Source organism: Microbacterium sp. Leaf161, from assembly GCF_001423645.1.
GTDB classification, from domain to species: domain Bacteria; phylum Actinomycetota; class Actinomycetes; order Actinomycetales; family Microbacteriaceae; genus Microbacterium; species Microbacterium forte.
This window is the reverse complement of the sequence record NZ_LMOW01000001.1, coordinates 1,739,505-1,762,421: the sequence shown is the minus strand read 5'-3', so window position 1 is coordinate 1,762,421 and position 22,917 is coordinate 1,739,505. Positions and strand designations below refer to the sequence as shown.

The 22,917-nt window shown below is 68.7% G+C and carries 12 protein-coding genes; 4 read left to right on the top strand and 8 right to left on the bottom strand.

The features are described 5' to 3' along the window. Window positions 1–28: 28 nt before the first annotated feature. The 5 genes from ASF87_RS08590 to ASF87_RS08565 form a co-directional block, all read right to left on the bottom strand. Window positions 29–2,098, bottom strand: coding sequence for an acyl-CoA dehydrogenase family protein (locus ASF87_RS08590; protein ID WP_056375503.1), 2,070 nt, complete (start codon window positions 2,096–2,098; stop codon window positions 29–31). A gap of 150 nt (window positions 2,099–2,248) precedes the next feature. Next, entirely contained in the window at window positions 2,249–3,493 is a 1,245-nt protein-coding gene (locus tag ASF87_RS08585; protein WP_056375502.1) for an HTTM domain-containing protein, read from the bottom strand. Further along, complete coding sequence (locus tag ASF87_RS08580; protein WP_042537925.1) at window positions 3,490–4,305, bottom strand: DUF5819 family protein; 816 nt, start codon at window positions 4,303–4,305, stop codon at window positions 3,490–3,492. The genes ASF87_RS08585 and ASF87_RS08580 overlap by 4 nt, the downstream gene beginning before the upstream one ends. Before the next feature lie 6,262 nt (window positions 4,306–10,567). Continuing rightward, the gene (locus tag ASF87_RS08570) at window positions 10,568–12,328 is read right to left on the bottom strand and encodes a glycoside hydrolase family 3 protein (protein WP_157550026.1); all 1,761 of its coding nucleotides are present in this window, start codon (window positions 12,326–12,328) and stop codon (window positions 10,568–10,570) included. 2 nt (window positions 12,329–12,330) lie between these two features. Further along, window positions 12,331–13,629, bottom strand: coding sequence for an MFS transporter (locus ASF87_RS08565; RefSeq protein ID WP_056375499.1), 1,299 nt, complete (start codon window positions 13,627–13,629; stop codon window positions 12,331–12,333). A 134-nt stretch (window positions 13,630–13,763) separates the two neighbouring features. On the opposite strand from ASF87_RS08565, the gene ASF87_RS08560 reads away from it, so the two are divergent. After that, complete coding sequence (locus tag ASF87_RS08560; RefSeq protein ID WP_056375498.1) at window positions 13,764–15,047, top strand: TetR/AcrR family transcriptional regulator; 1,284 nt, start codon at window positions 13,764–13,766, stop codon at window positions 15,045–15,047. A 35-nt stretch (window positions 15,048–15,082) separates the two neighbouring features. On the opposite strand, the gene recQ is transcribed toward ASF87_RS08560, so the two are convergent. Continuing rightward, the gene (gene recQ / locus ASF87_RS08555) at window positions 15,083–17,158 is read right to left on the bottom strand and encodes a DNA helicase RecQ (protein WP_056375497.1); all 2,076 of its coding nucleotides are present in this window, start codon (window positions 17,156–17,158) and stop codon (window positions 15,083–15,085) included. A gap of 91 nt (window positions 17,159–17,249) precedes the next feature. Between recQ and ASF87_RS08550 the strand changes: the two genes are divergently transcribed. Further along, complete coding sequence (locus tag ASF87_RS08550) at window positions 17,250–17,567, top strand: GNAT family N-acetyltransferase (RefSeq protein ID WP_056375496.1); 318 nt, start codon at window positions 17,250–17,252, stop codon at window positions 17,565–17,567. A gap of 84 nt (window positions 17,568–17,651) precedes the next feature. On the opposite strand, the gene ASF87_RS08545 is transcribed toward ASF87_RS08550, so the two are convergent. Next, a complete protein-coding gene (locus ASF87_RS08545; protein WP_042537935.1) occupies window positions 17,652–18,029 on the bottom strand; it encodes a hypothetical protein in 378 nt (125 codons plus the stop codon). A gap of 64 nt (window positions 18,030–18,093) precedes the next feature. Between ASF87_RS08545 and ASF87_RS08540 the strand changes: the two genes are divergently transcribed. Then, window positions 18,094–19,056 (top strand): pirin family protein, encoded by a 963-nt coding sequence (locus ASF87_RS08540; RefSeq protein ID WP_056375495.1) that lies wholly within the window; start codon window positions 18,094–18,096, stop codon window positions 19,054–19,056. Between the two features lie 59 nt (window positions 19,057–19,115). Here the strand turns inward: ASF87_RS08540 and ASF87_RS08535 are convergent, their stop codons facing one another. Beyond that, window positions 19,116–22,148, bottom strand: coding sequence for a S8 family peptidase (locus ASF87_RS08535; protein WP_056375494.1), 3,033 nt, complete (start codon window positions 22,146–22,148; stop codon window positions 19,116–19,118). A gap of 166 nt (window positions 22,149–22,314) precedes the next feature. Between ASF87_RS08535 and ASF87_RS08530 the strand changes: the two genes are divergently transcribed. After that, complete coding sequence (locus ASF87_RS08530) at window positions 22,315–22,857, top strand: ECF transporter S component (protein WP_042537937.1); 543 nt, start codon at window positions 22,315–22,317, stop codon at window positions 22,855–22,857. Window positions 22,858–22,917: the final 60 nt, after the last annotated feature.

Below are 22,917 nucleotides of genomic sequence, written 5' to 3'. Positions count from 1 at the left end.
GCCGGTTCCCTGCTCTGCGAAAGCCGCGTCAGCGCTTGGCGTTCTTCTTCAGCGTCTTCTCCAGCACAGGTGCATCGCCGGATGCTGCGAGCGTCGCGTAGTACTCGCGGGCCTCGTCCTGGCGCTCTCGCTCAGCACCGGACGCGATGGGCGCTCGGACGTGCTCGGGCTCGTATCCGAACGCATCGACCAGGTCGAGGGCGTATGGGCGAAGCCGGGCGCACAAGCGGTCGATGTACCGCGAGACCGCAGCGGCGCGCTGCGTCGAGAGTCGACCGTTGATGAGGTGCCACGCGAGGTGCTTCTCGATGAGCTGCAGGCCGAAGAGGTCGCGCAGCCAGGTGAGAACCTTCTTCGTGTCAGCGTCATCGACTCGGTGGACGGCATCGGTGAACGCCTCCCACTGCAGCAGCTCGCCGTGTGCGCGGGCCGCCTCGATCAGCTCGGCCTGGTTCTCGTTGAACAGCTTCGCGCCGAGCACCTTGTCCTTGCCCGCTGGGCGCAGACGACCGGCGATGTCGGCGACCATCTGCTGCACGCGCTCGGCGAGCAGCAGGTGCTGCTGCTCTTCGCGCAGGCCGTTCTCGACAGAACGCGAGACCTGCCCGAGGTCGACGACCGACTGGCCGAACTGACGCAGGCCGGCACCGTGGAAGAGCTTGCCCGCGGTCATCCCGACGGCGAACTTGGCCAGAGCCGCAGCATCCTTGCCGGTGAACTGCTTGGCGTAGTCGGTCAGCAGCCGCTTGCCGACGAGCTGAAGCAGCACGTTGTTGTCGCCCTCGAACGTGACGTAGATGTCGAGGTCGGCCCGAAGACCCACGAGGCGGTTCTCGAACATGAAGCCGGCGCCGCCGCAGGCCTCTCGCGCCTCCTGCAGTGTGTCGAGCGCGTGCCAGGTCGACAGCGGCTTGAGTGCCGCGGCCAGGGTCTCGAGATCCTCGCGGTCGTCGGGGGTATCGGTGCGACCCGAGAACACCCCGTCGAACTTCTGCAGGAACTCGTCGTGCGCGAAGATCTGCGCATACGTCGTCGCAAGCCGCGGGAAGAGGCGTCGCTGGTGCTTGCCGTAGTCGAGGAGCACGACCTCCTGCCCGTCTGCCCCGTCGAACTGACGGCGCTGCGTGGCATATGTGATCGCGATCTTGAGCCCGAGAGCGGACGCCCAGCAGGCAGCGCCGTCGAGCGAGACCCGACCCTGCACGAGTGTGCCGAGCATCGTGAAGAAGCGACGGCCGGGGCTGTCGATCGCGCTCGAGTACGCGCCGTCGACCGCGACGTCGCCGTACTTGTTGAGCAGGTTGGTGCGGGGGACGCGCACGTGGTCGAAGCTCAGACGGCCGTTGTCGATGCCGTTCAGTCCGCCCTTGAGGCCGTCGTCCTCTCGTCCGATGCCCGGCAGGTCGATGCCGTCATCGCCGCGCAGCGGCACGTAGAAGCAGTGCACCCCGTGGTTGACGCCGTTCGTGATCAGCTGGGCGAACACCGTCGCCGCGACGCCGTGCAGTGCGGCGTTGCCGAGGTACTCCTTCGTCGCGCCGCGGAACGGCGTGTTGATGACGAACTCCTCCGTCGCGGGGTCGTACGTCGCGGTCGTGCCGACTGCGGCGACATCTGACCCGTGCCCGATCTCGGTCATCGCGAAGGCGCCGGGGATCGAGAGGTCCATGACTCCCGGCAGCCACTTCTCGTGGTGCTCGGTCGTGCCCAGCTGCAGGATCGCCGAGCCGAACAGCCCCCATTGCACACCCGATTTGATCTGCAGGCTCGGATCGGCGACGACGAGCTCCTCGAAGCCGGCGATGTTCCCGCCGTTGTTCTCTTCGCCGCCCAGCGACTTCGGGAACGCGCGGTGCACGGCCTTGTTGTCGACGAGCAGGTGCAACTGGCTGAGCACGCGCTCGCGGTGCTCGTCCTTGCCCAGTTCGTCCTTGCGCCAGAACGCCGAGTCCTTGATCATCTCGCGCGCTTCACGGCGGGTGTCGGCCCACGTGCCCATCAGCAGGTCGGTGACCCGAGCGACGTCGATCCGCAGGTTCGCGTCCGCGTTGTCGGTGTGGGGGCGAGTCGTCTTCGGACGGACGGCGGCGTCGACCATGAGCGTTCCTCTCAGAGGGAAGTAGTGATACGCCCATGGTAGGTGTGCCACAACCAGGAGCGAACTGCTGTGTACGCATCCTCCAACTACCTGCGGGCACATCGCCCCGACGGATTGTCGTCAGACCACAGTCCGCGCGAGACCGCGACTTCAGGCCTCCACGCCTGACGGCCGGGGCGGGGCCGTCTGCGCCTGCTCCCACCGCCGTCTCGTGCCGGAGCTCAGACGCGCCCAGGTCCGATCACGGATGAAGATCGAGTCGATCGCGATCATCGTGAGCGAGAACCAGGGCAATCCCATCAGCACGCCGATGCCGATGTGGAACGAGAGGATGCCGACGAGGCCGATGAGACGCGTCGGCCGCGTGAGCAGCATCAGTGGGAACGCCACCTGCAGGATGATCGATCCCCAGGTCGCGGCGACGACCATCGGCCCCCACGTCGTGACGAGGTCGCTCAGAACCGGCCACGTGCCGAACCGGGCGGTCTGCAGCGGGTTGTACACCGCGTAGCCCTCTTCCCAGGGCGCACCGCCGGCTTTGTACAGAGCGCCGGAGGCGTAGACGAAGCACACCTGGGCGGTGAGCGCCACGAGGGCCAGATTGTGGAAGACGGTGCCCAGAAGAGCCGGTTGGCTCCCCGGAGCGAACCACTCGCCGTTCTTCGCACGTCGTCTGGCGTCGAGCGACCACCGAGCGGCGGGGTCTGCGAAGAACAGCAGCAGCAGGGCGATGCGGAACATGTTGTCGCCCTGGTCGCCCACCATGTCGTTGGCTTCGATGAACCCCACCCAGAGGCAGAAGAACACCGGCAGGACGATCCGGAAGCGCCAGCCCAGCACGAACAGCACGGCCAGCACGCCGAGCAGCAGATAGAGAGCGGTATAGAGGACGTCATTGCCCATCGCCGCATGGAACGCGCTGAAGATCCAGATCTTCGGGAACTCGCTGACGGGTTCGGCGAGCTCGCCGTTCCACGCCGACCCCGAGCCGAACGTATAGAGACGAGTGCCGAAGTTCGACGCGAGCAGGCCGATCGCCGTGATGCCGAAGAGGATGCGGGTGACCGCCAGGCCGTAGAGGGCCTTCTTGCCGTTGAAGAGCCAGTCCCCCACGAACGCAGAGATCCGGTCGATCGCCGAGAGGACCATCGACCACAGCCCGCCGATCATCGATGAGACGAAGCTCAGCAGACGCGTCACGAATGAACGGGGCGGCTGCAGCTGCGGCTGTGATGTCGGAGAGGGAGAAGGAGCAGGCGAGACAGACGGAGCAGGCGCCGGAGGTGCGGATGCCGGCGGAGGCGCGGTGAGCGTCGACCTGGCGGTTTGAGACCCGGCATCCTTCTTCTTCTTCTTCGCGTCGCCCTTGGGCGCGGTCTTGATCGGCGCGCTCACGGCTGGATCCTCTCGAACTGGGCGCGGAAGGTGTCGGCGAAGTTCTCGCGACTCTGCCCTTCCTCTTCTATAGGCAGTCGCCACCCGGTGGTCGAGAACGTGGGATCGGGACGCTGCGCGCTCGGATCGTTGCGATCGGCGTAGGGGACGACGTTCTGGCGGCTCACGCGGTACTGGACCTGGACGACTGCATCGGCGCCCCAGATCGCATAGGCCACCTGAGTGGCGTAGGCGGTCGACAGGTGCTCCTCGGCCATGTACGCCTCGGTCGACGGCTTCTCGCCCTCGAGCTCATCGAAGGAGCGCACCATCCACTCCTCCCAGCCCTCCTCGGTGAAGTCGAGTCCCACGACGGCCTTCTGATCGTCGTCCAGCTTGTTGAACGCGTTCATCTGACCGCTCGCGACCTCACTCGACTGGATGCCGGCGCGAGGCGGGAACAGGTTGTAGCGGATCATCGAGAGCTCGACGTCGGTGGCGCTCACCCACCCGGTCTCGATCTCCTGGCCGTCCTTCTCTATAACGGCGCGGACGTTGAAGTGGTAGTCGCCGTTGATCGGCTCGGGAGCGAAGACGCTCCACGACTGACCGAACATGGGCAGCATGTACCCGGCCAGCACCTCCTGAGTGGGGATCTCTCGCAGTGCCGAATACGGTGCGATCCAGAGGAACGACGCACCCACATGCCACAGGGTCAGCAGACAGGCGGCGAATGCGATGAGCTTCACCCACCAGGTCGGGCGCGGTCGCGGGGCGGCCACGGCAGTCGCCGCATCCTGCACTTCCGGTGAGGTCTCAGTCATCGTGCTCATCCACATCCTTCTCACCGCTGAGGGCCGGGGCCGCCGCAGCGACGGCCCCGACCTCTCAGCGTTCCTGCACTGCGTTACTCCGTCTGGGCGAGCGGCCGTCTGGAACGCGCGACCCTCGTCATCCCGAGCCCGAGCATCAGCAGCAGAGCCGCCAGCGCGATCCACCCGCCCTGGACTTCACCACCGGTGGTGGCGAGGCCTGTGGCCACGACCTGGAACGAGGCCGAGACGCTGCCGGAGGTCGCTCCGGTCAGGGTCACCGCGTGGGTTCCGAGGTCGGTGCTCGACGGGATGGTCCAGGTGAAGGTGACCGTGCCCTGCGCATCGGCGACCTTGGTCCCCAGTGCGATCGGCTCGGAGGTCATCACTCCGGTGACGGATTCGCCGGGCTTGAACCCGGTGCCGACCGCCGTCTGCTTCTCGCCGCGCTCCAGAACCGGGTCCTTGATCGTGATGGCGATCTTGCCGGTCGGGTCTGCATCCGCATCCGCATCCGCAGAGGCCGAGGCTTCAGCCGTCGCCGAGGCGGATGCCTCGGCAGCGGCCTCGGCGGAGGCATCAGCAGCAGCCGTCGCAGACGCCGTGGCCGACGATGAGGCATTGGCAGCCGCGGCCGCCGACGCGTTCGGGTCGGCATCGGCCGAGGCCGAGGCGTCAGCCGCACTCGTCGAGGTCGCATCGTTCTGCGCCGTCGCCTGAGCCGCCGCAGCAGCAGCGGCAGACGCGTTGGCGTCCGTGGTGGCCGTGGTCGAGGCATCCGTGGATGCGTCGTCCGTGGCCGCCGCCGACGCCGCCGCATCAGCCGTCACGTCAGCCGCCGCCGAAGCGGAGCTCGTCGCGTCAGCCAGTGCCGCAGCGACCGCCGCCGCCTGAGCCGCAGCGTTGCTGTCGTCATCCGCCTGAGCAGATGCCGCCGCAGATGCCGAGGCGTTGGTGTCGGCTTCAGCCGTCGGATCCGCCGCCGCAGACGCGTCAGCCGTGGCAGCAGCGTTGCTGTCGTCATCCGCCTGAGCAGATGCCGCCGCAGATGCCGAGGCGTTGGTGTCGGCTTCAGCCGTCGGATCCGCCGCCGCAGACGCGTCAGCCGTGGCGGAGGCATCAGCAGCAGCCGTCGCCGAGGCCGTGGCCGACGAGGTGGCGTTGGCAGCCGCGGCCGCCGACGCGTTCGGGTCGGCATCCGCCGAGGCCGAGGCGTCAGCCGCACTCGTCGAGGTCGCGTCGTTCTGCGCCGCCGCCTGAGCAGCCGCAGCAGCAGATGCGTTCGCATCCGTCGTGGCCGTGGCCGAGGCATCCGTGGACGCGTCGTCCGTGGCCGCCGCCGACGCCGCCGCATCAGCCGTCACGTCAGCCGCCGCCGAAGCGGAGCTCGTCGCGTCGGCCAGCGCCGCAGCGACCGCCGCCGCCTGAGCAGCAGCGTTGCTGTCGTCATCCGCCTGAGCAGATGCCGCCGCAGATGCCGAGGCGTTGGTGTCGGCTTCAGCCGTCGGATCCGCCGCCGCAGACGCGTCNGCAGCGTTGCTGTCGTCATCCGCCTGAGCAGATGCCGCCGCAGATGCCGAGGCGTTGGTGTCGGCTTCAGCCGTCGGATCCGCCGCCGCAGACGCGTCAGCCGTGGCGACCGCGTCGGAGGAGGCGTCGGTCGAGGCGTTGGCGATCGCCGCCGCACTCGCGTTCGATGCCGCGCTCGTCGACGCGTCCGACGTGGCCGAGGCCTCAGCCGCGGTGTCGGTCGTCGCGTCGGCCAGCGCCGCGGCCTGAGCCGCGATCGCCGCTCCGGCGTTCGCCTCCGAGGTCGCGTCAGCCGTTGCGGCCGTCGACGACGTCGCCGTCGCCGCCGATTCCGCCGCAGCCTCGGCAGCCGGGTCAGCCGCGGCCGACCCCTCTGCAGTGGCATCCGCGAAGGCCGCAGCCTGTGCAGATGCTTCTGCGATCGCGTCGGTCGAGGCGTCGGCATTCGCCGAAGCGGATGCCGAAGCCGCCGCGTTCGTGTTCGCCGAGGCCTCGGAAGAGGCGTCGGTCGAGGCGTCCGTCGTCGCCGCCGACTCCGACGAGGCCGCGGAGTTCGACTCCGCCGCTGTCGATGCATCCGCGTTCACGTCGTCCGACGCGTCGGCCTGCGCCGCCGCCTGCGCAGCCACAGCCGCCGAGGCGTTGGCCGTCGAGGTGACATCGGTGGTCGCCGTCGACGATGCGTCGGGCGTCGCCGCAGCCTCTGCCGCCGAGGTGGCGTCAGATGTCGCCGCCGCCGATGCAGCCGACGTCGCGTCGGCGAGAGCTGCGGCCTCCGCCGCCGCCTGAGCCGACGGGTCGCCGCCTGCAGTGGCGTCAGCCGAAGCCGACGCCGATGCGGCCGCGTTGGTGTTGACGTCGCCCGGGTCGCCAGCGGTCACCTCGGTGGTGTCCGTGTCGCTGAACGCACCGGATGTGGCGGTGAGCAGGTATCCCGCAGCGGGTTCGGCATCTGCCGGGACCGGATAGTTCTCCGTGAACGCACCGAACTCGTCGGTGGTCGCAGTCACGGGACCTCCGACGTCCGCTCCACCACCGGGGGCGGTGAGCTGCAGGGACACCGTGGAGTTCACGGGCCAGCCGGAGCCGGTGACGGCGAGGTTGGTGCCGGCCGGGACCGATGCGGCCGCGTCGACGACGACAGGAGCCGCCGTCACCTCGGTCGTGTCGGTCGCCGTCTGGTCGCCCACGCTCGCAGTGACCGTGTAGCCCGTGCCTGCGGGGGTTCCCGCCGGCACCGGATAGTCGATCGCGAAGCCACCGAGAGCGCCGGTCGTCACCGTCTGGGGTGTGCCGATGAGCGCGCCACCCGGTGCGGTCAACTGCACGGTGACCTCGGTATCGGCCGGCCAGTCGGCGCCGGAGACGGCGAGGTCGGTGCCCGCCTCGACGGTTGCCGCCGCGTCGACGGTCGCCGCCGCGGTCACAGCCGTCGTGTCCGTCGCCGTCTGGGCGCCGACCGTCGCGGTGACCGTGTAGCCCGCACCCGGAGCCGCCGAAGCGGGAACCGGGTAGTTCAGCGTGAACCCGCCGGACGCATCGGTCGTGACCGTCGCAGGAGCGCCGACGGTCGTTCCGCCACCCGGTGCCGTCAGCACCACCGAGACCTCGGTGTTCGCAGGCCAGCCGGTGCCGGTGACGGGAAGGCTCGAGCCTGCCTGCACCGTCGCCGCGGCATCGACCGCTGCAGCAGCGGTCACCTCGGTCGTGTCGGTCGCCGTCTGTGCGCCCACGGTCGCGGTGACCGTGTAGCCCGTGCCCGGTGTGGCCGATGCGGGAACCGGGTAGTTCAGCGTGAACCCGCCGTCTCCGTCGGTCGTGACCGTCTCGGGACCGCCCACGTCACCGCCGTCGGGGTCGGTGAGCTGCACCTCGATGACGGTGTTCGCCGGCCAGTTCGCACCGGTGAGGGGAAGGCTCGTGCCTGCCTGCACCGTCGCCGGGGCGTCGACCACAGCAGCGGCCGTCACCTCGGTCGTGTCGATCGCCGTGTCGGTTCCGTCGGTCGCGGTGACCGTGTACGCCGTTCCCGGCACCGCCGAGGCGGGCACCGGATATGCGAGGGTGAACTCGCCGTCGCCGTTCGTGGTGACTGTTTCAGGGCCACCGACATCCGCGTCTCCGCCAGGGGCGGTCAGCTGCACCGAGATCTCGGTGTTCGCCGGCCAGTTGGCGCCGGAGACGGCGAGATCGGTCCCGGCCTGAACGACCGCGGCCGCATCGATCGACGCGACCGGAGCATTCGTGACCTCGGTCGTGTCCGTCGCCGTCTGCGTGCCGGCCGTCGCGGTGACCGTGTAGCCGGTTCCCGCAGGGGTGCCGGCCGGCACCGGGTAATCGAAGGTGAACGCGCCAGACGGGTCGGTGGTGACGAGCTCGGGGCCGCCGACGTTCGCGCCGCCACCGGGCGCGGTCAGCTGCAGCGAGATCTGGGTGCTTCCCGGCCAGTTCGTTCCCGAGATGCCGAGGTTCGTGCCGTCCTGCACTGCAGGTGCGGCGTCGATCGCGGCAGCGGCCGTGACCTCGGTGGTGTCCGTCGCGGTGCTGGTGCCGTCCGTGGCCGTCACGATGTATCCGGTGCCGGGCGGTGTCGACGCGGGGATGAAGACGCCCCCGGTGAGATTGCCCGACCCATCGGTCGTCAGGGTCACCGGGTCATTGACCGGCGTGCCCCCTGCGCTCGTGACCTGCACCGAGACATCGGTGTTCGCCGGCCAGCCGGAACCCGTGACAGGAAGGCTCGTGCCCGCCTGAACAGTGTCGGCCGCGTCGATCGCGGCGACCGCGGCGACCGCCGCCTTCACCGTCGACGATGCGAAGTCGAGTTCGACTCCTCCGCCCACGGCCGGCAGCAGATCGATCGCGAGTGCTCGCACGGTGAAGCTGTCACCCGGGATGTCTCCGGGCTCTGACTGCTCGTTGATCGTGATGGTCGCGACCTGCGACAGAACGCCCTGCAGCACGGGGTCGAGCGTCGAGAGCACAGGGCCGGTCACCGCAGCGAGGGCCGGCTGGACGAGCGGGATGACGCTGGTCAGGGCCGTATTCACCAGCGGTCCGGTCGTCGTGGCGACCGCCGTCGTGACAGCGCTCACCACCGGATTCAGCAGCAACCCGATGTTGAGCCCCGCGAGGGAGATGTCGGTGGTGACGGCGGGCACCGGTGTGGCCGTGCCCGCGAACTGGGCCAGGCTGCCGGCGACCGTCACATCGCCTGACAGCAGGTCGAGACCGGTGAGCGGGTTGGTGAGATCCACCCCGACCGTGACCGTCACTGCGAGCGAGTCCAGAGTGGAGTCGAGGATCGTGGAGACCTTGCCGTTGAGGCTGTTCGGATGCGTTCCGGTGAGCGCCGAGGTGACGCCCTGCTGGATCGCTGCGATCGTGTCTCCGGACAGCACCGGGGTGTTCGCCGGGAGCGAGTTGAGATCGGCGCCGGCACCCGTCTCGACGAGGATCTGGGCGAGATCGACAGAGATCGTCCCGTCCGTCAGATCGACGAGCACCGAGCCGGTGGTGTTCTCGAGCGGCTCGGTGAGCAGCTCGGCGACGACGGTGTCGCCGACCGTGTCGATACCGGCGATCTCGACCGTTCCACCTGTCGCCTCGAAGGCGGCGACGAGGGGCACGTCCGGAATCGCGTTGATCGTGTTCACGAGCGTCGTGACGAGACCCGTGAGTGCTCCACCGGGACCGGTGAGGTCGCTCACGGGGGTCACCGTGCCCTGGATGGCCGAGCCCAGTGTGGTCGCGAGACCCGCGACCAGGTTGCTGTGCAGATCGAGGTTCAGGCCCGCGACGCGGTACTCCGAGGCGGCCACGCCCGTGGTTGACTCGGCTCGCGATGCGAGGGCTCCGATGCCGATCGACGCCTCGTCGAGGACCGCATCGGTGAGACCGGCGACGTTCAGCTGGTCGAAGAGGTCTGTCAGCTCGAGGGTTCCCGGGTTCACGCTTCCGTCGATGGCCCCGGCGTCGATCGCACCACCGGAGGTGATGGCGCCCGCCGATGCGATCGACTGCGTCTGGGTCGGCGAGGAGCTGAAGCTCTGCGCGCCTCCCAGATCGCCGAGCTGCAGCAGTCCGGGCGTCGTGCCGTCGGTCAGCAGCGGCACGTTGAGCGTGCCGACGTCGATGCTGAGCGCCTCGAGCAGTGCCAGATCGAGACCGCCGAGCTCCGGCCCCGCCGCGGCGGGGTTGCTGGTGATCGTGTGACCGAGCGCGGCGATGTCGAGTCCGCCGAGCAGATCGGCGGGCAACTGGACGATCTGCCCCTGCGCTACCGACGGATCGTTCGGATTCGCGTCGTCGAGCGCGTTCGCCGCTGTCGGCACCAACGCACCCGCGAGGACCACCGCTCCGACGGTGACGCCGGCGATGCCTCCCCCGATCGCTCTGCGTCGCCGCAGAGTCTTCCCCTCGATGATTCTCATTCGCCTCTCCCGTGATGCAGATGTTCCGCGTCACAAGGCCCTCCCCAGGCGTCGACAGGTGCCGACCGAGCGCATGTCCAGACAGTATTGCGGGATTTCGAATGTTAAGTCCAGTGAACGTCCAGACTTCATTCGCTCAACGTCATATAACGAGACGTTTGTGCACGTCTGAACGCAACCGATCGGCAGGTTGATCACGCCCCTCACGTTTCGACGGACGAAAGGTCATCCCGACAGCACGCAGCCGCGAGCCCTCGGAACGACGAAGACCGCCCCGCAGGTCGATGCCTGCGGGGCGGTCTCAGAGGGGCGGGCGAGTGCTAGAGCGTGAGCCCGTGACCGAATCGGAAGAGCGGATCTGCGGTGTCGAAGGGCACGTCCGGACGCGAGGCGACGACCGCCGCCATCGACCTCGGCAGGTCGAACGGCAGCCTGCCCTGCGCGCTGGCGACGCCACTCAGCACGTCGAGCAGCGCTGCCGCGGAGACGCCCCAGTTGACGGTGACGGCAGCCGCGGCATCCGTGATCGGCTGGAGGATCGGCGGACGATCGGCGAGCACGTCGACCACGGTCGGCACGGCACCCGCAATCGCACGGACGTGATCGAGCACCTCGTCGGGGAACTCGAGCGAGCCCGCATGGAAGAAGTTCTCGAAGGTGGTGTCGCGCTGCTCGAAGGGCGCCTGCAGGCGGACGATCGCGAGATCGGCCTCGTCCGGAGTCGGGACGACCTCGCCGTAGGCCGCGGCGACCTCGGCGTCGATCCCTTCGACATAGAGCTTGAGCCCGGTGGCGAACGGCAGCGAGCCGTCGTTCGTCAGCACCGTGACGGAGGCGCGTTGCGCTGCCTCTCCGGCGGCACGGAACTCGGCGCGTCCGACGATCTCATCAGCCGCATCCTCGTCGACGAACGGGGCCTCGAAGAGCCCGAGCTCGAACTTCTCGCGCAGGATCCTTGAGGCCGAGACATCGAGCCTGTCTTCCGACACAGAGCCGTCGGCGATGAGCTCCAGCAGCAGTTCTGGGCAGTCCTCTCCACCGAACTGATCGACACCGGCATCCAGCACCTTGAGCATCCGCTCGCGCGGCGTCAGGTCTTCGACACCCCATGCGCGGGCGGGGAACGGCTGCCCGAAGATCTCGGCATCGTTGATCAGCCCCCAGTCGGTGCAGACGAGCCCGTCGAACCCGAACCGCTCGCGCAGCAGCCCCGTGATGACCGACCTGTTGAAGCCGAAGCCGACCTCCTCGTACTCGGTGCCGACCGGCATGCCGTAGTACGGCATCATCTGTCGGGTGCCCGCGGCGAGGGCGTCTTCGAAGGGCTTGAGGTGCAGCTCGAACTCGCCGCCCGGGTAGACCTGCTCGCGGCCGTAGGGGAAGTGCGGATCCTCGCCGTCGAGCTGCGGGCCGCCACCGGGGAAGTGCTTCGTCATGGTCGAGACGGACCCTGGGCCGAAGGACTCTCCTTGGAACCCGCGGATATATGCCGCTCCGAGAATGCCCGTCAGCTCCGGGTCCTCTCCGAAGGTGGCGGTCTGCCGGGCCCACCGAGGTTCGGTGGCGAGATCGACCTGCGGGTGGAGCGCCACGCGAAGACCGACCGCCGTATATTCCTGGCGAGCGATATCGGCGAACCGCTCGACGAGCTCAGGGTCTCGAGTAGCTGCGAGACCGAGCGTCTCCGGCCACTGCGAGAACGGCCCTGCGAGGATCGATGCCCCGGGGTTCTCGCTGAACGAATGCCGCGGGTCGGTCGACAGAGTGACCGGGATGCCGAGCCTCGTCGATGCGGCGAGCCGCTGCAGCTCGTTCTGCCACGCCGCGATCTCGCGACCGGTGGGCGCGGCGCCGAGCAGATTGAAGTGGGTCATGTTCTTGACCTCGACGAACTCGCGCGCGCTCGGAGTGCCGAAGATCGGATTCGCCTCGTCGAGGTCGCCGATCGCGATCATCGTGTGGAAGAACAGCCCGGCCTTCTCTACGACGGTCATCTCATCGAGGAGCAGCTGCACGCGCTCATCGATCGTCAGGCTCGTGTCGAGCCATGGTCGTGCGGTGATGACATCGATGTTCGTCATGGTCACTTGACTCCCTTGATGCGGAAGACGAGAACGGCGCCGGCGAGCGCGACGAGCGCCCCGAACAGATACCAGGTGGTGTATCCACCGAGCGGGGTCGCGGCGCCGAGCGCGATGATGCTCGGCGCGATGGCGGGAGCGATCGACTGCGGAAGCGCGTTCGCGATGTTCAGCACGCCGAGGTCCTTGGCGACATCATCGGGGTTCGGCAGCACCTCGGTGGCGAGGGCGAGGTCGACCGAGAGGAATGAGCCGGCACCCAGCCCGATGATGGCCTGCGCGACGATGACGACCGGGATCGAGGGCGCCAGGGCCAGGATCACGAGACCGACGACCATGATCACTCCGGCGATCGCGACGAACGGTCGGCGCTTGCCGATCTTGTCGGACAGGAACCCTCCGAGCGGAGCGGAGATGGCCATGGCGGCCATCGATGCGAGGTTCGCGATGAGGATCGTGCCGACCGCCCCCTGCTCGTCGAGCTCGAACCTGTTGACGAGGTAGAGCGGAAGGAACGTGGCGATGCCCGCGTAGCCGAACATCACGAAGAACTTGGTCAGCCAGGTCCAGCCGAAGTCCGGGTGCTTGCGGGGGTTGAACACGAACGAGCCGAAGAACGTGCCGACAGTGAAGCGTGTGGCCGGCTTCTCGGTGAGACGACGATCCTTCAGGGTGAGCACGAAGACGACGACCAGGATCAGCGCGATCGCACCGGGGACGAAGAATCGCTCGAAGTCACCGGGGAGGAAGTTCACGATGAAGCTGCCGGCGAGGATGCCGATGGGTGTCGTGATGCCGATGATGCCCGAGACCTTGCCGCGGCTCGAGACCGGCACCTGGTCGGGCAGCGTGGCGTTGGCTGCAGCGAGCACCGCGTTCATCGACGCCTGCACGAGGCACCAGGCCAGCAGCACGACGAGCACCGAGGTCGCGGCGCCGATGATCGCGAAGCCGCCGAGACCGACGATCGCTCCGCCGAGGATCCAGGGGCGGCGCATGCCCCATTTCGAGGTCGTGCGGTCGGAGAGACGCCCCACCAGCGGGTTCGCGATGAGCGCGAATGCAGCGCCGACGCCCATCACGAGGCCGAGGCTCGCCTCGGTGTTCGTGGGGTCGAGGCGCTGGATCTTGAACGCCATAGACACCATCACGGGGGTGAGAAGCGCCAGGTAGACGCCGAAGTTCACGGCGGCGAGTCCGGGCGTATATCCGCGGGGCGTCTTCAGCGGCGTGGTGCCGGGGACTTTGAAGCCGGTGGTACCGACGGCAGCCGCAGTCGCGGCCGATGACAGCTCTGTCACGGGGGATCCTTTCGGGCAAGGTTCGTCGGTCATCTGCGACCGGACGTGAGGAAGACGATACACGAATCTCGACCGTTTGGTAAGTGAATGTCTACCGACTGGTAATGAGAGAGAATGAGGGGGAAGGGGGAGCGATGACGACAGCGACGACGACAGGCTCGCGTCAGGCGCGCGCCGCGGCCACGCGCCAGCGGATCGTGGACGCCGCCCGCGAGTTGTTCATCTCGAACGGGTACCGCTCGACGTCCCTGCGCGACATCGCCGCCGCGGCATCCGTGAGCCATCCCGGCCTCCTCGGCCACTTCGCCTCGAAGGACGACCTGCTCGCCGAAGTCGTCGCCGGATTCGAGGAGGAGAACGAGAGGGCGTTCGATCTGGTCGGGGCGGCATCGGACTCGGGAGAGCTGATCTTCGCCGACGTCGCACGGCGCAACGCGCGCACCCCGGGTTACCTGGGGCTCTTCGCGGCACTCACGGGCGAGGCGTCGGCCCCCGAGCATCCGGCCCACGAGCGGATGCGACAGCGATACGCCCGTCTGCGTGAGCTGAGCTCGGAGGTGCTCGAGGACGCGGCGCTGCACGGCACCATCGACGCCGGCCGGGATGTGTCAGACGAGACCACCCGTCACATGGCCGGCTGGGACGGGCTGCAGCTGATCTCGCAGTACCTTCCAGACCGCGTCGACGTCGTGCAGATGCTCGAGGAGCGCGAATCGCTGTGGGCGCTGCCCGTCGGTTGGCGCGACCCCGCTCAGCCCGCACCCGCAGACGCGGCCGCGGGTCCGTTGCCCGTCATGTCGGCGGCGCTCGTCGAGGGCGCTGGCGACAACGAGCCCGGTTACGCAGTCGGTCGACGCCGTCGGGCGCAGATCCTCGCGGACGCGATGCGTCTGTTCTCGCGGGGAGGATACGGCGACACGAGCCTCAGCGACATCGCCAAGGCTGTCGGGGTGTCGAAGTCGACGCTCCTGCACCACTATCCCTCGAAGGAGCTGCTGCTGAGCGCCGTGCTCACCGAGCGCGACCGCGCCATTCAGGAGCGCAGCGAGGACGAGCATCCCGAACGAGCCGGGGCCGCACTGCGTGATCTCCCCACCGGCGCGCGCGTCAGCGCACTCGACGAGCCGGGCCTGATCGAGGTGTATGCGGTGCTGTCGTGCGAGGCCGTTCCCGCGACGCACCCCGCCCACGACTACTTCGCCGAGCGCTTCGAGGAGGTCATCGGCTACTTCGCCGAGCTCTTCCGGCTCGCGCAGGTCGACGGGGACCTGTCGGAGCATCGCGACCCCGAGCACGAGGCCGTCTGGCTCGTCGCGATGTGGGACGGGCTGCAGTATCAATGGCTGTACGACAGGGACGCGGTCGACATCACCGCCCACCTGCGCGCCCATCTCGACGACGTTCTTCCGCTGCGCTGACGCGTGCGACGTCCTGCCGGAGGCCTCAGACGGCGTCAGGCCGCGGCGATCACCGCGAGCACGCCCTCGCCGTAGGCGTCGCGCTTCTTGGCGCCGATGCCGGTGATGCCGTCGAGGTCGGCGAGCGAGGCCGGCCGGTGCTCGGCCAGAGCGCGCAGCGTGGCATCGCCGAAGACGATGTAGGCGGGAACCCCCTGCTCCCGCGCGGTCTCGGCACGCCACGCACGCAGCGCCTCGAACAGCGGACGGTCGCCGGCGTCGAGAGCATCCGCCGCACTCGCCTTGCGGGCCCGCGGTGAAGACGCCGGTCGCCCGATCGTGTCCTTGCGCAGCGGCACAGGCGTCTCGCCCTTCAGCACGCCGACCGACTGCTCGCCGGGCGCGAGCGTGCCGTAGTCGCCCTGCGCCACGATGATGCCGCGCGCGAGCAGCTGACGGACAACGCTGCGCCAGTCCTGATCCGAGAGGTCGGCGCCGATGCCGTAGGTCGCGAGCTTCTCGTGGCCCTGCTGGCGGATGCGCTCGGTCGAGGCCCCGCGCAGGATGTCGATCAGATGACCGGCTCCGAACGACTGGTTGCGCTCGCGCTTGAGGCGAACGATCGTCGAGAGCAGCTTCTGCGCGGGGACGAGCCCGTCGAAGGTCTCGGTCGTCTCGAGGCAGGTGTCGCAGTTGCCGCAGGGCTGGGACTCCTGTCCGAAGTAGCCGAGCAGATTCTGTCGACGGCACTCGACCGTCTCGCACAGCGCGAGCATCGCGTCGAGGTGCTGCCCCATGCGCATCTTGAAGGTGCGGTCGCCCGGGCTCTGATCGATCATGCGCCGCTGCTGCACCACGTCGCCGAGCCCGTAGGCCATCCACGCGATCGACGGTTCGCCGTCGCGGCCCGCACGCCCGGTCTCCTGGTAGTACCCTTCGACGGACTTCGGCAGGTCGATGTGGGCGACGAAGCGCACGTCTGGCTTGTCGATGCCCATGCCGAAGGCGATCGTCGCGACCATCACCACACCGTCTTCGCGCAGGAACCGCGACTGGTTCTTCGCCCGCACCTCGGCGGGAAGGCCCGCGTGGTACGGCAGGGCGTCGAAACCCTGCGCCGCGAGATACGCCGCCGTCTGCTCGACCGACTTGCGGCTCAGCGCATAGACGATGCCCACCGAGCCCTCCGGCTGCGCGCGGATGAACGAGACCAGCTGCTTGCGCGGATCGACCTTGGGCACGATGCGGTACTGGATGTTCGGCCGATCGAAGCTGGCGACGTAGTGCTTCGCCGTGTCGAGCCTGAGTCGCTCGGTGAGCTCTTTATGCGTCGCACGGGTGGCGGTCGCGGTGAGCGCCATGCGCGGAACCCCGGGGAACCGCTCGCCGAGGTCGCCGAGCGCGAGGTAGTCGGGGCGGAAGTCGTGGCCCCACTGCGACACGCAGTGCGCCTCGTCGATCGCGATCACGCTGAGCGTGCCTCGCTGCAGCAGCGCCGTGGTCTGCGGCGACGACAGCCGCTCGGGGGCGACGTAGATGAGGTCGAGCTCACCGGCGACGTACGCCCGTTCGACCTCGCGCCTCTCGTCGATCCCCTGCGTGGAGTTGAGATACGCAGCGTTGACGCCGTTGGCCCGCAGGGCGTCGACCTGATCGTGCATGAGGGCGATGAGCGGGCTGATCACGAGACCCGTGCCCTCGCGCACGAGAGCGGGAACCTGATAGGTCACGCTCTTTCCGCCGCCGGTCGGCATGAGCACGACCGCGTCGCCGCCGCCGATGACCTGATCGACGATCGCGGCCTGGTCGCCGCGGAACTCGTCGTAGCCGAAGACCGTGTGCAGCGCCTCGGCCGCCGATGGATACCGACTGGGGGTGGCGTGCCGCACCGCGGGAGCGGATGCCGCAGAGGACGGTGCGGAGGATGCCGTCGGGCGGGACGCCGACCGCCCGGCCTTCGTCGTCACGGGCGTCACGGGACCGGGGCCCCAGTCGAGCGGAGGCTCGAACCCGGCGCCCTGCGGCTCCCAGTCCATGGGCTCCGGCGGCTCGGAGGGCTCCCACCCTGCGCCGTCCCAGGGCTCGTCTGCGTACGGCAGATCCTCGTACGGGTCACGGGGAGTCTGCGGCATCCCTCCAGCGTAACGACCCCCGCCGACCTCGGCCCGCCCCTCCACAACTCCACGGGCGTAGGTTGGACGCAGACGCCTGAAGGAGATCCCGATGACCGACATCACCGTCACCCGCGACGACGCAGAATCCCGCTACGAGATCCGCTCGGACGGCACGCTCGCCGGCTACGCCGAGTTCGATCTGCGCCCCGGCGCGATCCGCTTCATCCACACCGAGATCGACCCCGCATTCCAGGGGCAGGGTCTCGCCGGCATCCTCGCCGAGAGGGCGCTGACGGATGCCGCCGCCTCCGGCGATGCGATCGTGCCGCTGTGCCCGTACATCGCGAAGTACCTGACGACGCACGAGATCGCCGGCGCCGAGATCCGCTGGCCGAAGCGCCCCGGCACCGCACCGGTCGAGGCCTGACCGGATTCGGACCTGGGCGAATGGCCTGGCGGGAATGACCTGGCGGGAATGGCCTGGCGGGAATGGCCTGACTCCAGGGCTCGACTACTGCAGACAGGTGCCCATGTAGTACTCGAACAGGGCTTCTCCTGATGCTTTGGCGTTGTCGTCGTACGCCTCGATGACCGCGGTGGGGTCGTCATCGATCGATTCCGCACCCACCGTGAGGTAGTCGGTCCAGGCCGTCAGGTCATCGGCGAGCTCCGGGGTCGGCTCGAGCTCCTCGACGAGGCTGAGCCGCGTCTGCACGTCCGCCTCCGTGTTCATCCCCGGGACCAGCGCGACGAACGCGACCGCCGCCGCCTCATGCTCGTCATGGAGTGGACCGCAGAACCCGGCATCGCCCCCTGAGGCGCAACCCGACAGCACCACCGCCGAGGCACCGAGGGCGAGCAGGATAATGGGAGAACGTCGAGACATCATGGGGCGAGCCTAGGAGTCCACCGGAGTGCCGGTGCGCAGACGCCCCTGAGCGAAGGAGAATCGGATGACCGATATCGCGACCCCATCCGGTGACGTCCACGGCGAAGCACGGATCGGCGAACGTCGCATCGTCCTCGAACCGCGCGAGGTGCCTCTCGGCGGGGTGCGCGGCATGAGTGTGCTGCGTATTCTGCCGCACCGCAACCTGCCGACGATCGGGGCCTGGTGCTTCCTCGACCGGTTCGGACCGGCCGACACCCGCATGCGGGTCGAGCCGCACCCCCACATCGGATTGCAGACGGTCACCTGGCCGCTGGTCGGAGAGATCCGTCACCGCGACTCGCTCGGCAGCGACGCCGACCTGCGACGCGGGCAGCTCAACCTGATGACCGCCGGCAACGGCATCTCGCACTCCGAGTACTCGATCGGCGATGAGCCCATCCCCCTCGACGCCCTGCAGTTCTGGGTGGTCCTGCCCGACGGCGCACGCCAGGGAGCGGGCGGCTTCGAGCGCCACACCGATCTCCCTCAGGTCTCGCTTCGGGCCGACGAGGGCTCGTCGGCCACGGCCACCGTGGTTCTCGGTGAGTTCGCCGGCGTCACCTCACCGGCCACCGTGCACACACCCATCGTCGGCGCCGAGATCGTGGTGCCGGCCGGCACCCGCGTCCGGCTACCGCTGCGCCCCGAATGGGAGCACGCCCTCATGCTCGTCGAGGGAGATGCAGACGTGGCGACGCACGGGATGACCCGGAACGAGATGCTCTACCTGGGCGACTCGCGCGGTGCCGTCGAGGTGACGAGCGTGCAGGGTGCCTTGCTCTTCCTCATCGGAGGCGAGCCGTTCGCCGACGAGATCGTCATGTGGTGGAACTTCGCCGGACGTGATCACGACGAGATCGTCGAGGCGCGTACCGAGTGGGAGGCGGCATCCGCTCGCTTCGGCGTCGTCGAGGGGCACGACGTGCGCATCCCCGCACCTCCCCTGCCCGACGTGCGGCTCATGCCCCGCGGTCGGAAGATCTGACTCCACAGCGCATGACGACGCCCCGCGCTCCGAAGAGCACGGGGCGTCGCCTGTGACTGCTACTGCGCGTCGACCGTCACGATCGTGCGCACGGCGGACTCACCGTATTGCACGAGTCCGAGATAGCGGGTGCCGGCGGTGAGGCCGGTCCAGCTGAGCTCGTAGCTCGTCGCCTGGCCGCGCACGGCCTCGATCGGGTTCGGGGTCGCCGTGAACGCCCCCTCACCCTCGGGCTGCACGGTGGCGTAGGTCATGTCCCACGTCATCGGCGCCGAGGTCGAGTAGACGTTCGCGACCACCAGGTAGGTGCCGGCCGTCGGTGCAGGAAGCGTCACCCGCTCGTCGGCCGACCCCGTGGCCGACTGCCAGCGCTCGTAGTAGCGCAGGTCGTCGGGGCTCACGACCCGATAGACCGTGAGGTCGAGGTCGCTGCCCGTGTCATCCGACGAGTCGAGGTCGAAGCGCGAGAGCGTCGTGCCCTCCGGCACGTCGACGATCCACGACACGTCCTTGTTCGCGTCTCCCGATGCCTCGTCACCCGAGTGGCCGACGACCCGGCCGTCCGGGTCCTCCAGCAGCGTGAACGGGGTCAGACCCGACACCCCGAGCGCGAGAGCGCCGTCGACGCCGGGAGTGATGTCGACCGTGGTCGAACCGTCGACTCCCGTGCCCTCGACCTCGGCCGGAGCATCCGCCGTGACGGGGAACACCGCGATCGGCGACCGCACCGTGTTCTTCTTGCTCGTCCAGGTGAGCGATCCGGTCGCCCACTGCTCGACCGGTGCGCTCTGGTTGTCGAACGTGACCGTATAGGTCGCGGTCTGGCCCGGCTTGTCGAACTTCAGCGTCGACGGCTCCACCGTCACGTTCACGCCGGGCAGATCGACGGATGCCGTGAACGTGCCCTTCTCCGTGGCGGTGACCGTGCGAGTGACCGTCTGCGCGCTGGCGAGCGATCCGATCGAGAACGACGCGACGTTCAGGTCGCTGCCATCGATCGGCTCGCCGGGGAAGTCGGCCAGGCCCTTGCCCTCGAGGAACGCCACCCAGTCGGGCACGTCGTTCAGATAGAGCAGACCCGGGTTGAAGTAGCGCTTCGGGTCGACCTGACCCGCGCCCTGCTGGAACGGGTCCTTGTTGGCAGAGCCGTCGGGGTTCACCGTGTCGTATGCGGTGGTCATCATCGCGGACTTGATCTCGGCGGGCTTGGCGTTCGGCCGCTCGCCGAGATAGAGCGCCGCGAGACCGGCGATGTGCGGAGAGGCCATCGACGTGCCGGACAGGATGCCGAACGTCGGCGCCTCTCCGGGAGCGTTCTGCGTGGCCGCGAGGATCGCGACGCCCGGGGCGGCGATGTCGGGCTTCATGATGTCGCTGCCGTCTGCCAGCATCGGGCCGCGGCTCGAGAATCCGGCGATCTGCGGCACGGGCGTCACCACTCCGGTCGTGTTCTCACCCACGAGCGTGATCGGACGGTCGACGCCGCCCTGCACGTAGGCGAGCACCGCTGCGCGATGCACCGAGGCGAGGTGCACGGTCGGCACGGCATGGAAGTCGTTGTCGAGCGAGTCGGCGGCACCGGGCACGTTGACGAGCACGACACCCATGCCACCGGCATCCTTCACGACCTGCGACTTCTCGGCGCGAGCGTTGCCGCCTCGGTCGCAGACCACGATGTGACCGGTGACCTTCGCGACGTCGAGCGTGCCGGGGAGGCACAGCGCGGCATCGGCGGCGGCCTGACCTGCAGCCGGCGCATCGCCCGCGTAGATCGACGGGCCGGTGACCGTCGTGCCGAAGGGCACGCTCACCGACGCACCGGCCTGGGAGAAGCCGTCGAACTGCACGGTGCCCTCCCACGTGGGGATCGTCGAGGCTGCGACCGTGGTGTACCACGGAGACGCGTGATCGGCCGTGACCGGGTCGGGGCCGTCGTTGCCCGCACTGGTCGCCACGAAGACGCCCGCGGCGGCGGCGTTGAAGAACGCGATGTCCTCCGGCGCGAGCACGGTCGACGCCGCTCCACCGCCGATCGAGTAGTTGATCACGTCGACCCCGTCGGCGACGGCCTGGTCGATCGCGGCGATCAGGTCGCTGCCCGCACAGATGTCGTCGGTCGTGACCGCCTCGTCGGGTCCGACGTAGCAGGCCTTGTAGGCCGCGACCTTGGCACCGGGTGCGACCCCCGAGATCCTGCCGAAGTCGACGTCCTCGATCGAGGCCTTCACACCGAAGTTGCCGGCCGCCGTGCTCGCGGTGTGCGAACCGTGACCGTCGCCGTCACGCGGCGAGAGGTAGTCGTACTGGAAGTCGAATCCTGCCGCCTCGGCGCCGGTGTAGAAGTACTGGGCGCCGATGAGCTTCGACGAGTAGTCGCCCTTGTCCCATTCCTGGGCCTCGACCATCGTTCCCTGGAACTGACCGCCGTCGGACTTGTCGAAGTAGACGTAGGTGCCGTCGGTGTACGGCTGATTCCCCTTGTGGCGCTTGTCCTTCTTGGGCTGCTTCTTGAGGTTCTTGCCCTCGAACGACGGGTGCTCGGGGGCGATGCCGGTGTCGATGACACCCACGACCACGCCCTCGCCGGCCTTGTCGACACCGCCGGTCTGCTGCCAGACGCCGCCGCGGCCCTTCTTGTCGTCGCCGAGACCGAGGAAGTCCGTCGAGGTCTGCGCGTCGGGGTGACGGATGAAGTCGGGGTAGACGCCGTAGACGTCCTTCGACGCACGGAGCTTGTCGACCTGCTCTCCCGACAGCTCGGCGCTGAAGCCGTTGAGCACCACCTGGTAGGTGTTCTCCGGGGTGACCCCGACCTCTTGCGCTATCGTCTGCTGCTCGGACTCGAGATGCTCGACATAGCGCTGCGAATCCTGCGACTGCCTCTCGAGCTGCTCGCCCTCGGCCGGCTTCGTCGCCTTGAGGCCGTTGACGTCGCCGGTGTAGCTCGCGAGTGGATCGGACTTCAGCACGACGATGTAGTGACCGGGCGTGCCTTCGACCGGAGTGGGGTGGTTCACCTCCTCCGTGCTTGCGTAGCCTGCGGTTGCCGTCGATGCGATGAACAGCGTTGCCAGGGTTGTGGCCGCTGCCATCCGGAGGGGTGTTCGACCCATGCGCTTCTCCCGATGATCACGGTGCGACTGCGTTGCCGCACCGCCGTTCAAGCTACGCCGGGCTTCCGTCCACACACCAGAGTCGGTGATTATTCCTGGACGAACGGCCAGCCGTGTCGCCGATGGTCGACAGTAGGCTGGACGAGTGGCATCCTCCCCCGTCCTGACGACCCGCGTGCTGCTGGTCTGCGCCGCGATCGGCGTCGCCACGGGCCTCCTCGGAGGGATCGCCGGCTGGATCACGCTCCCTGTTCTCGCGGGCCCGGCATTCCTCTACGGCCTCGTCCTCGGCTCGCACGTCCTTCCGGGCATCATCGCCCAGGAGGTGCTGCGCCGCCCCCTGGTCGCACTCGTCACGCACGTCATCGCCGCGCTCATCTCGAGCGCCTTCAACCCGGCCTGGACGCTGCGCTTCATCGGCACCGCGCTGCTGTTCGGCGCGATCCAGGAGGGCATCGCCGCACTCACGCGGTACCGCTCGTGGGGGGCGTGGCGCTTCTTCATCTCGGCCGGGGTCATCGGGGTCATCGTGGCGGTCGTGGTGTTCTTCGCCGCTCACCTGGCCGTGCTGCCGCCATGGGCGCAGATCGCCTATCTCGTGATCTCGGTGCTCGGCCCCATCGCCTGGACGGCCGTGGGGTTGGCGATCGGCGGCGCCCTGAGCCGGGCAGGCGTGGCCCGGCGCTGAGCGTCGATCGCGGCTGATCCGGCGCGTGGCGATTCAGGTAAGGCTCAGCTAAGTTAGAAC

Bases quoted from the DNA above. Each gene is read 5' to 3' on its own strand.
- ASF87_RS08590 (WP_056375503.1), bottom strand. From the start codon at position 2,098: ATGGTCGACGCCGCCGTCCGTCCGAAGACGACTCGCCCCCACACCGAC.
- ASF87_RS08580 (WP_042537925.1), bottom strand. From the start codon at position 4,305: ATGAGCACGATGACTGAGACCTCACCGGAAGTGCAGGATGCGGCGACT.
- ASF87_RS08570 (WP_157550026.1), bottom strand. From the start codon at position 12,328: ATGACGAACATCGATGTCATCACCGCACGACCATGGCTCGACACGAGC.
- ASF87_RS08560 (WP_056375498.1), top strand. From the start codon at position 13,764: ATGACGACAGCGACGACGACAGGCTCGCGTCAGGCGCGCGCCGCGGCC.
- recQ (WP_056375497.1), bottom strand. From the start codon at position 17,158: ATGCCGCAGACTCCCCGTGACCCGTACGAGGATCTGCCGTACGCAGAC.
- ASF87_RS08550 (WP_056375496.1), top strand. From the start codon at position 17,250: ATGACCGACATCACCGTCACCCGCGACGACGCAGAATCCCGCTACGAG.
- ASF87_RS08545 (WP_042537935.1), bottom strand. From the start codon at position 18,029: ATGATGTCTCGACGTTCTCCCATTATCCTGCTCGCCCTCGGTGCCTCG.
- ASF87_RS08540 (WP_056375495.1), top strand. From the start codon at position 18,094: ATGACCGATATCGCGACCCCATCCGGTGACGTCCACGGCGAAGCACGG.
- ASF87_RS08535 (WP_056375494.1), bottom strand. From the start codon at position 22,148: ATGGCAGCGGCCACAACCCTGGCAACGCTGTTCATCGCATCGACGGCA.